The sequence below is a fragment of the Pseudomonas costantinii genome (genome assembly GCF_001870435.1).
In the GTDB taxonomy this organism is placed as follows: domain Bacteria; phylum Pseudomonadota; class Gammaproteobacteria; order Pseudomonadales; family Pseudomonadaceae; genus Aquipseudomonas; species Aquipseudomonas costantinii.
Window position 1 is genome coordinate 1 of sequence record NZ_MDDR01000048.1, and the last position, 11,967, is coordinate 11,967.

The following is an 11,967-nucleotide window of genomic DNA, read 5'->3' on the forward strand; positions in this document are numbered from 1 at the left end:
CCAGCAGGATCGCCACGCGGTCGCCGGGGGCCACGCCCTGACTGATCAAGTGATGGGCCAACTGGTTGGCACGCCGGTTCAATTGCGCATAGCTCAAGGACTGCTCGCCATGCACCATTGCCAACGCCTGCGGATTTGCCGCGGCATGGGCTTCGAACAGCACGTGAAGCGTCAGCGTTTCAGGGTAGGCGCGGGTGGTCGCGTTGAACTCGACCAGCACTTGGTGAACTTCGACCGTCGGCAACACCGGCAATTGCTCAAACGGCGTATGGGGCGATTGCTCCAGTGCCTGCACCAACTGCTCCACGGCGGTGAGCAGGTAGTCACAGATGCGGCGCGCCTCCAGCGGCGAGACCACCAGAGCATTGAGATTGAATTGCTCGCCCAGGTCATCGACGCTCAGGGTGATCGGGTAATTGGTGCGCTCTTCGGCATGCAGGAAGTACATGCCGTGCCACACCTGTTCGAGCTCGGTAATGTTTTCTGCAACACTACTGTGTCGGTAGTTGAGCAAGGCGCTGAACAGCGGCACGCTCGCCGGCACCCCGCTGCAACGCTGGGCCAGGGCCAGTGACGCATGCTCGTGCCCCAGCAACGCCGTCAGGCGCGCATGGGTTGCCTTGACGGCCGAGCGCACGCCCGCAGCGTCGACATCGACTCGCAGCGGCAAGGTGTTGATAAACATCCCCAGCCCGCGGTCCGCCCCTTCACCGCCTTGCATGCGGCCGAGCAGCACGGTGCCGAACACCACCTCTCGACGGCCCGACACGCAGCCCAACACACGTGCCCAAGCGAGGTGAAACAGGCTGGCGGCGCTCACGCCGGTTTTTCGCGCCTGCTCGCGCAGGCGCAGGCTCAAGCCGATATCGAGCAGGTGCGTGGCTTCGCCCACTCCATGCCCATCGCCCTGCACATCCTGCAGACCGAACGGCAAGGTCGGTTCATCGATATCGCTGAGCATCTCGCGGAAAAACCGCTCGTGCTCCGCATCACTGCTGCCCAGGCGTGCCTGCGCCACATAATTGCGGTAGGGCACCGCATGCCTCAGTTGTTCTACTTGCCCCAGCAGGAGCATGTGCATTTCCTGTTGAACCACATCGAGGGCGGTATGGTCCATGACCAAGTGATGGAACATCAGCAACGCGACGACACGCTGGTTGGCCTCGTCACGGGCATAGATGATGCGCATCAACGGCGCCTGGGTCAGGCTCAGGCGATAGTGGCGGGCGTCGAAACGCTCACGCAACCGGCTCACGACGTCATCGCCGTGCGTGTCCGTGAGCATTTCCTGCACCACCAGCGCGGCCTTGCGCCAGACCACTTGCACCGGGCTTTCCAGGCCTTGCCAGACCAGACTGGTGCGTAAGATGTCATGGCGATCGATCACCGCCTGCAGCACCTCGACAAACACCTGGAAGCGCTCCAGGTTGTCAAAGCCATAGCTCGATTGCAGCAGGTAGGGGTCACCGGTTTCGGCACGGATATGGTGATAGAGCACACCTTCCTGCAACGGCGCCAACGGGTAGATATCCTGCACATTCGCCGCGCCGCCCGGAACCTGGGCGGCGATATGATCGATGCTCGCCTGGTCCAGGGTGACCAGGGGCAGCAGGTCCGGGGTAATGTGCACGCAATCAGCAGGAATCAGGTTGGCCGGTACGCTCACCTCACGCCCGGAGCCGACGGCAGCTGCCAGCGCCGCCAGGGTCGGCTGGCGAAACAGCACGCGCACATCGGCGCTGAGGTCGGCCTGGCGCATGCGTTCGATCAGGTTGACCGCCAGCAGCGAATGGCCGCCCAGTTCGAAGAAGTTATCGTGACGACCGACTTGCTCGACCTTGAGCACGTCCGCCCAGATCTGTGCCAGCACGGTTTCCACTTCACCTTCAGGCGCTTCGTAACCACGGCTGAGCAACGCGTCCTGGTCCGGCGCGGGTAAAGCTTTGCGGTCGAGCTTGCCGTTGTTGGTCAGCGGCAGGCTGTCCAGGCGCACATAGGCGGCCGGTACCATGTAATCCGGCAACTGTGCTTGAAGATGCTCACGCAATGCTTGGATGTCGACGCCTTCACGCTCGGTGAAGTACGCCACCAGACGCTTGTGCCCCGGCTCGTCTTCACGGGCCAGCACCACGGCGTCCTTGACCTGCGGGTGTTCGCTCAGGCGCGTTTCGATTTCGCCCAACTCGATCCGGAAACCACGAATTTTCACCTGCTGGTCGTTACGCCCTTGGTATTGCAAGGTGCCGTCTTCGCGCCAGGCCACCAGGTCGCCGGTGCGGTACATCAGAGCACCGTCGTTGAACGGATCGGCGAGAAATTTCTCCGCAGTCAGTTCGGCACGGTTCAGATAGCCCAGAGCAACACCCTGGCCACCGATATACAGCTCCCCGGTCACGCCCACCGGCACCGGTTGCTGGCGCGCATCCAACACGTAGGCGCGGCTGTTACCCACCGGGCGACCAATTGGAATGCTGCCCTCGTCCGCCCGGGTAATCTCATGGGTGGTCGAGAAGGTGGTGGCTTCGGTCGGACCATAGCCGTTGAGCAAGTGTTGCGGCGCGCCGTCCTTGAGCACCCGGGCAATCACGCTCGGGTCGAGTACATCGCCGCCGACGATCAGGTAACGCAACTGCGTAAAGACCGGCAGCAGCCCCTCGGCGTACTGATGGAACAACCCGGCAGTCATCCACAACACGCTGACCGCTTGCTCCTGCAACAGCGCGGCGAAATCGGCCTGGGACAGCAGCGTGTCCTGGTCGACCACCACCACCGCGCCGCCATTGAGCAACGGTGCCCACACATCCAGGGTGCTGGCGTCGAACGCCGGGTTGGAGGCAAACGCCACACGATCGTGCTGATTGAAATCGGCATAGCCGTTGTTGATCACCAACCGCGTGATCGCCCGGTGCGGCACCAACACACCCTTCGGCGTGCCGGTAGAGCCGGAGGTGTACATGATGTACGCCGCCGTCTCGGCCGATTGCTCAAGCGCCGGATTGTGGTCAGGCTCAACACTCAGGTCCAGGGTGTCCAGGTCCAGACGACGCGCGCCTTCCGGCACCTCAATCGAGGCCACGCTCAGCAACAGCTGCGCGCCGCTGTCCGAAATCATGAAGCCTTGACGGTCCAGCGGTGCGTTGACATCCAACGGCACATACACCGCCGCGCACTTGCTGATTGCCAGTTGGCTGACCAGCAGGTCCAGGGAGCGCTCCAGCAGGATCGCCACGCTAGCACCCGGAACCACGCCTAGTCCGATCAGATGATGGGCCAGGCGGTTGGCCCGCGTATTCAGCTCGGCATAGGTCGCCCGTTGCTCTGCGTGCACGGCAGCCAATGCAGTCGGTTGTGCGGCGGCAAGCGCTTCAAAAATCCCGTGGACGGTTTGTGCAACCGGGTACTCCCGCGCCGTGGTGTTGAAGGCGGTCACCACTTGCTCACGCTCATCCGCCGGCAGGATAGCCAGTGCGTGCAACGCAGTCGTGGACGATTGCTCCAGCGCCTGCACCAAGTGCTCCAACGCCTGATGCACAAAAGCGCACAGGCGTTGCGCGCCCACCTGTGGCAGGGTCAGCACCGTGAGGCTGAAACCGTCACCCCATTCATCGACGTTCAAGGTCAACGGGTAGTTGGTGCGCTCTTCACCGCCGAGCCCTTCCATGCCCTGCCAAGCCTGGGTCTGCGCCGCCCCGCCGCCGACACTGCTATGGCGATAGTTGAGCAGCGCACTGAACAACGGCAACGGCGCCAGCACCTGGCTGCAACGTTGCGCCAGGGCCAGCGGTGCATGTTCATGGCCCAGCAGCGCACTCAGCCGCGAGTGCGCCTGACGCACACCGGCGCGAGCATCGCGGCCATCCACATCGATGCGCAACGGCAAGGTGTTGATGAAGATGCCCAACGCCCGCTCGGCCCCTTCGCCGCCGAGCATGCGGCCCATCAGCACCGTGCCGAACACCACGTCTTGCTTGCCGGTCACCCCGGCCAGCACCTGAGCCCAAGCCAAGTGAAACAAGCTGGCGGCGCTGACCCCTAGGTGTCGCAACTGGCTACGCAGACGCTGGTTCAACTCAGGATCGACGTCCAGACGGGCCTCTTCGATCGACTGGGCATCGCCTTGCACATCCTGCAGACCGAATGGCAACGTCGGTTCCTCGATGTCGCCCAACAACTCGCGGAAGAACGTCTCGTGCTCTTGCTCGCTGACGCCCAGGCGCGCCTGGGCCACGTAATTGCGATACGGCACCGGAGCGGGCAGTTCGGCCGTTGGGTCCAACAGATAGGCCTGCATTTCCTGGCTCACCACCTCCAGCGCGGTGTGGTCCAAGGCAATGTGGTGGAACAGCAGGATCGCCGCCAGCCTTTGATTGACCGGGTCTTCGGCATACACCAGTTGCATCAGCGGCGCGCGGGCCAGGTCCAGGCGATGGTGACGGGCGCCAAAACGCTGTTCCAGTTGCGCCAGCGCGTCGCCCTTGGTCGCGTCCACCGGCACGCCTTGCACGTCCAGCTCGGCCTTGCGCCAGACCACTTGCACTGGCGCTTGCAAACCCTCCAGCACGATGGCGGTGCGCAGAATGTCATGACGATCGATCACCGCCTGCAAGGCCTGGACAAACGCCTGCAAACGCTGCGCGTCGGCAAAGCTGAAGCGCGCCTGCAGCAAGTACGGATCGCCCTGCTCGGCGCTGAGGTGATGGTAAAGAATGCCTTCCTGCAACGGTGCCAACGGGTAGATATCCTGCACGTTGCCGACACCTCCCGGCACGCTGTCGACGATGCGGTCGATGCTGCTCTGGTCCAGCGTGATCAGTGGCAACAGGTCCGGGGTAATGCGTTGGCAATCCGGCTGAATACGGTTGGGCTCAACCGTCACTTCACGGCCATGGCCGACGGCCGCCGCCAACGCCGCCAGGGTCGGCTGGCTGAACAGTACGCGCACGTCGGCATTCAAACCGGCCTGGCGCATACGGCTGACCATACCGACCGCGAGCAACGAATGCCCGCCCAACTCGAAGAAATGGTCATGCCGCCCCACACGCTCGACCTTGAGCACCTCGGCCCAGATCTGCGCCAAGGCGATTTCCACCTCGCCCTGCGGCGCCACATAGCTGCGGCTGAGCATAGCGTCGTGGTCCGGTTCCGGCAGGGCTTTGCGGTCCAGCTTGCCGTTGGCGGTCAGCGGCAGGTTGTCCAGGCGCACATAGGCGGCCGGCACCATGTACTCCGGCAGTTGCGCCTGCACAAAGCCGCGCAGGGTCTCGATGTCCAACGCCTCGCGCGCAGTGAAATAGGCGATCAGGCGCCCGTCACGGGCCAGCACCACCGCTTCGCGGACCTGAGGATGTTCGGCCAGGCAGCTGTCGATTTCGCCCAGTTCGATCCGCACGCCGCGAATCTTCACCTGGTCGTCGTTACGCCCCAGGTATTCCAGGTTGCCGTCCGCCAGCCAGCGCGCCAGGTCGCCGGTGCGGTACATCCGTGCTTGCGGGTCGGCACTGAACGGGTCCTTGAGAAAGCGTTCGGCGGTCATTTGCGCAAGGTTCAAGTAACCCCGTGCCACCCCGGCACCGCCCACGTACAGCTCACCGGTCACGCCCAGCGGCACCGGCTTGAGTTGCGCGTCTAGCAGATACGCCTGGGCATTAGCCACCGGTTTGCCGATGTGCAACGTCTGCCCTGCCGTGATCACGCCGGAGGTCGCCACCACGGTGGCCTCGGTCGGGCCATAGTTGTTGACCAGAGTGAAGCGCTGCGCCTGACTGAACTGGCGCAGGCGGTCACCGCCGATCAGCAGGGTCTTGAGGGTCGGGTGTTGCAGGTTCTGGCTGAAGGCGTATTCGGCCACCGGCGTCGGCAGGAAGCTGACATCCAGCGGCTGGGCCAGCCACCAGGCCAGCAAGGCATCGATGTCTTCGTTGCCATTCGCTGCGGGCGGCAGATGCAGGGTCGCCCCCGCGCACAACGCCGGCCAGACTTCCCAGGCCATCGCATCGAAACCAAAACCGGCGACGCTGGAGGTGTGGCTGCCCGCGTTCAGATCAAAGGCCTGGCAATGCCAGTGCACCAGGTTTTCCAGGGTCTGGTGTTCAACCATCACGCCTTTGGGCAGGCCGGTGGAACCGGAGGTGTAAATCACATAAGCCAGGTGCGCCGGGGTCAGACCAGCGATCTGTGGATTGTCACGTGCAGCGCCATGCAGCAGGCGGCTGTCGAGTTCGAGCACCGGCACCTGCAGGGTCGGCAAACGCTGGGCCAGGCCCGGTTGCACCAGCACGGCAACCGGGGCGCTGTCTTCGAGCAAGTAGCCGATGCGGTCCAGCGGGTGCGCCGGATCGATCGGTACATACGCCGCACCGGCCTTGAGGATCGCCACCAGCCCGACCAGGGTTTCCAGGCTGCGTCGCGCGCAGATGGCCACGCGGTCGTCAGGCTGCACGCCAAGTTCGATCAGTTGGAAGGCCAGGTGGTTGGCCTGCTGGTTCAACTCGGCATAGGACAGCGCCTGCCCGTCATACACCACCGCGACCGCCTGCGGGTTGCGCCGCACTTGCTGTTCAATACGTTCGTGGATGGTCAGCCCGCGTGGGTAGTCGACCTGGGTCTGGTTGAAACCTTCAAGCACCTGTTGACGCTCGGCACTCGGCAGCACCGGCAACTGATTGACCGCAACCGATGAGCCCTGCTCCAGCGCCTGCACCAGGTGCTCCAGGGCGGTGTGCATGTAGTCGCAAAAACGTTGTGCGCCCAGCACCGGCAAGGCCTGGACGGAAAAAGAGAAGCCGTCGATCAGTTCATCGACACTCAGGGTCAGCGGGTAGTTGGTGCGCTTGCGCTCTTCAGTGTGGAAGAACTCGATGCCGCGCCAGGCTGCCTGGGCCTGCTCGGACGCGAGGTCATGCGCTTTGTGACGATAGTTGAGTAAAGTACTGAACAACGGTTGCGGCGCGGCCACACCGCTGCAACGTTGCGCCAGCACCAGAGGCGCGTGCTCATGGCCAAGCAACGCCGTGAGCCGTGCATGGGTCGCCTTGAGCGCAGCCTGTGCGCCTTGGTCGCCAATGTCCACGCGCAGCGGCAGGGTGTTGATCAGCATGCCCAGCGCATGCTCGGCACCTTCGCCGCTCTCCATACGCCCGAGGAATACCGTGCCGAAGACCACCCGCTCATTGCCGGTGACCGCCGCCAGTACCTGGGCCCACGCCAGGTGACACAGGCTGGCCGTGCTGACTCCCTGCTGCCGCGCCTGGGCCCGCAGGCGCCGCCCCAATGCCGCCGGTACCGCCAGCGCGGCCTCTTGCAGCACATGGCCGTCACCTTGCACATCCGCCAGACCCAACGGCAGCGTCGGCGCGTCCACCTCGCCGAGCATCTCATGGAAAAACGCTTCGTGCTGCTGCTCACTGACGCCCAGGCGCGCCTGCGCCACGTAATTGCGGTACGGCACCGGCTTGGCCAGTTGCGCAGCCTGGCCCAGCAAATATTGCTGGATTTCATGCTGTACCACCGCCAGTGCGGCGTGGTCGGAGACGATGTGATGCAACATCAGCAAGGCCAGCCAGCGGTCATTGACCGGGTCATGCGCACAAGCGATGCAGATCAACGGTGCCTGGCTGATGTCCAGCCGATAATGCTGGTTGTCGAAACGCTGTTCAAGTTGCTGGCGAATATCACCGGCGGCCGGGTCCAGGGCTACTTCTTCGACCCGCAAGCGTGCCTGGCGCAAGACGACTTGCAAGGGCTCGTCGAGCCCTTCCCACAGCACCGCGGTGCGGAAGCTGTCATGCCGGTCAATCACGTGTTGCAGGGCCTGGTTGAAATCGTCCAGGCATTGGCGATTGTCCATGCCAATCATGCATTGCAAGACGTAAGGGTCGCCCTGTTGCTCGGACAGGTGATGGAACAGGATGCCCGATTGCAGTGGAGCCAGCGGGTAGATGTCCTGGATGTTAGCCGCACCGCCGGGGATGCACGCGACAATGCGCTCGATAGTCGCCTGATCCAGCGTCGTGAGCGTCAGCATGTCCGGGGTGATGCGTGTGCAATCGGCGGGGATGCGGTTGGCCGGGATGGTGACTTGCCCTGCACGCTCTGCGCGGTACTCGCCGGCGTTGATCAAGGCGATCAGCGCGGCCTTGTGCTCACGCAGCGAAGCCAGCACGCTAGGCTCCTTCAACGCCTGCTTGTTGCCCTGCACCACGAGTTGCTCACCCTTGACCGCAAGCTGAACGTCTTTTTCTTTTAATGTCGCCAACAGTTCGAGAACACTCACAGGACCATCTCCATTCTTTCTGTAATTTCGGCGTATTCCCAGAGCGTAGGTTGCTCGAACAGCGCCTTGACGTTCGCATCGATGCCTTCCTGGCGTAATCGCCCGATCAGGCTGACAGCCAGTAGTGAATGGCCGCCCAGTTCAAAGAAGTGGTCATGTCGACCGACCTGCTCAACGTTCAATAATTCGGTCCAGAGCCGGGCCAGGGCTATTTCGGTATCACTCACCGGCGCTTCATACTCGCGCGCCCGCAGCGTCGCCAGGTCCGGCGCCGGCAGGGCCTTGCGGTCCAGCTTGCCGTTGGGGCTCAGCGGCAGCGCGTCGAGATGCACGAACAACTGCGGCACCATGTAATCCGGTAATTGCGCCAGCAGATGCGCGCGCAATGCCTCGACCTCGGCCGGCACGCCGGTGTAATAAGCCACCAGGCGCTTGTCGCCCGGCACGTCTTCGCGGGCCAGTACCGTGGCTTCCTTGATCTGCGAAAATTCGCCCAGACGCGCCTGAATTTCCCCTAACTCGATGCGTAGACCACGGATCTTCACCTGGTCATCGTTACGCCCCAGGTACTCGATGTTCCCATCGGACAGAAAGCGCCCGACGTCACCGGTGCGGTACATGCGCCCGGGGTTGAACGGGTCGTCGAAGAAACGTTCGGCGGTCAGTTGCGGGCGATTCAGGTAGCCACGCGCGACTTGCACGCCGCCGATGAACAGCTCGCCGCTGACGCCCAGTGGTACCGGCTGCAAGTGCTCGTCGAGCACATACATGCGGGTGTTGGCGATCGGTTTGCCGATCGGGGTGTTGTCCGGGGTGATCGGCCCTGCGCAGTCCCAGGCGGTGACGTCCACGGCGGCTTCGGTCGGCCCATAGAGGTTGAACAGGCCGCTGGCCGGCAACTGCTGCTTGAAGCGTCGCACCACACTGCCGGGCAGTGCCTCACCGCTGCACATCACCCGCACCAACCCGGCTGCCTGGCTGACATCGCCATGGGCCAGGAACACATCGAGCATCGAGGGCACGAAGTGCAGCGTGGTGACCCGTTCGGCCTGGATGATTTCGCACAGGTACTCCGGGTCCTTGTGTCCGCCAGGGCGGGCCATGACCAGGCGGGCGCCGGTGAACAACGGCCAGAAAAATTCCCACACTGACACATCGAAGCTGAACGGGGTTTTCTGCAACACCGTGTCGCTGGCGTCGAGGTCGTACGCCTCTTGCATCCACAGTAGCCGGTTGACCACCGCGCTGTGCTCGTTGATCACGCCCTTGGGCTTGCCGGTGGAGCCGGAGGTGTAGATCACGTAAGCCTGGTGTTGCGGGGTCAGTTCGGCAATCAGCGGGTTACTCGCCAACGCCTGTTGCCAAGTCACCTGCTCCAGATCCACCACCGGTACGCTGATTTCACCGAGCAAACCGCGGGTGGCACTTTGCACCAGCACCACGGCCGGTGCGCTGTCTTCGAGCATGTAGGCCAGGCGGTCCAGCGGGTACGCCGGGTCCAGCGGCACATAACCACCGCCTGCCTTGAGGATCGCCAGCAGGCCGACGACCATCTCAACGCTGCGTTCGACGCAGATCGCCACTCGCGAATCCGGCTGCACACCCTGCTCGCGCAGGTGATGGGCCAGGCGGTTGGCGCGCTCGTTCAGCTCGCGGTAGCTCAGGTGCTGGGCGTCGGCCAGCAGCGCGACGGCGTCCGGCGTGCGTTGTACCTGGGCTTCGAACAGGCCATGCAGGGTCTGTTGCAGCGGGTAGTCGCGGGCGGTGTCGTTGAACGCCACCAGCAACGTTTCACGCTCCTCGGCCGGCAGTACCGACAGGTGCTGCAAGGCTGCATGGGGTGCGGTCTCCAACGCTTGCACCAGGTTGTGCAAAGCCGTCTGCACATAATCCACCACACGCTGGGCATCCACCGCGATGGCCTGCACGTTCAAGCGGAAGCTGTCACCTTGGTCATCCACATTCAACGCCAACGGGTAGTTGGTGCGTTCCTCGCTAGCCAGGGTCTCGATGCCGACCCAGGCCTCACGGGTCTGGTGCATCACGCCATCGCTGGCACTGTGACGGTAGTTGAGCATCGCACTAAACAACGGCGCCGGCGCAACCACGCCACTGCAACGCTGGGCCAGGGACAGCGAGGCATGCTCGTGCCCCAGCAGCGCCGACAGCCGCGCGTGAGTCGCGCGTACACCGGCCCGTGCACTGTGCTGACCGAGGTCGACGCGCAGCGGCAAGGTGTTGATGAACATCCCCAGCGCGCGGTCGGCGCCTTGGCCGCCCTGCATGCGCCCGACCAGTACCGTGCCGAACACCACATCCTGCTTGCCCGAGACCGCACCCAACACCTGGGCGTAGGCCAGGTGGAAAAGGCTGGCAACACTGACCCCCAAGGTACGTGCTGCCGCCCGCAGGCGCTGGCTCTCGTCCTCCGGCAGAATCTGCGTCACTTCGGCCACCGTGTTGCCGTCGCTCTGCACATCCTTCAAGCCGAAGGGCAGCGTTGGCTCCTCAATGTCGCCGAGCATCTCGCTAAAGAAGGTTTCATGCTCCTGTTCAACACCGCCAAGACGCGTCTGGGCCACGTAGTTGCGGTAAGGCACCGGCGGCGCCAACGGTTCGGTGGAGCCCAACAGGCTGGCGGCCATTTCCCAGCTGACCACCTCCAGCGCGGTGTGGTCCAGCGCCATGTGGTGGAACAACAGCACCGCCACCGTGCGCCCATTGAGATCGTCACGGGCATAGGCCAGGCGCATCAACGGGGCCTGGCTGACGTCCAGGCGATAATGCCGGGCATCAAAACGTGCATGCAGCTGGGTCAGGATGTCGCCGTCGGCCGGGTCGAGGATCAGTTCCTGCACCGGCAACTCGGCCTTGCGCCACACCACTTGTGCCGGTGTGCTCAGCCCCTCCCAGACCATTCCCGTGCGCAGGATGTCGTGACGGTCAATCACGCCTTGCAAGGCGTGGGCAAAGCGATGCAGACGCTCCACGCTGTCGAACGCCATCTGCGACTGCAACAGGTACGGATCGCCCTGCTCCGCCGTGATGTGGTGGTACAGAATGCCTTCCTGCAACGGTGCCAGGGCGTAGATGTCCTGCACATTAGCCATGCCGCCCGGGACCTGAGCGACGATATGGTCGATGCTCGCCTGGTCCAGGGTGACCAGAGGCAACAGGTCCGGGGTAATGCGGTTACAGTCGGGCGTAATCAGGTTGGCCGGTACGGCCACTTCACGCCCGGAGCCGACGGCAGCCGCCAGCGCCGCCAGGGTTGGCTGACTGAACAGCACGCGCACATCGGCGCTGAGGTCGGCCTGGCGCATGCGTTCGATCAAGCTCACAGACAGCAGCGAATGGCCGCCCAGTTCGAAGAAGTTATCGTGACGACCGACTTGCTCGACCTTGAGCACGTCCGCCCAGATCTGTGCCAGCACGGTTTCCACTTCACCTTCAGGCGCTTCGTAACCACGGCTGAGCAACGCGTCCTGGTCCGGCGCGGGTAAAGCTTTGCGGTCGAGCTTGCCGTTGTTGGTCAGCGGCAGGCTGTCCAGGCGCACATAGGCGGCCGGTACCATGTAATCCGGCAACTGTGCTTGAAGATGCTCACGCAATGCTTGGATGTCGACGCCTTCACGCTCGGTGAAGTACGCCACCAGACGCTTGTGCCCCGGCTCGTCTTCACGGGCCAGCACCAC

General features: G+C 63.6%; 2 protein-coding genes. Both read right to left on the minus strand.

Translation table 11 applies throughout. The features are described from left to right. Nucleotides 1-8,272 (minus strand): non-ribosomal peptide synthetase (locus tag BFL40_RS26850; RefSeq protein WP_143088336.1); only part of this gene is annotated, 8,272 nt, incomplete at its 3' end. Continuing rightward, on the minus strand, nt 8,269-11,967 hold a 3,699-nt coding region (locus tag BFL40_RS26855), incomplete at its 5' end, for a non-ribosomal peptide synthetase (protein WP_143088337.1). The genes BFL40_RS26855 and BFL40_RS26850, both read right to left, overlap by 4 nt.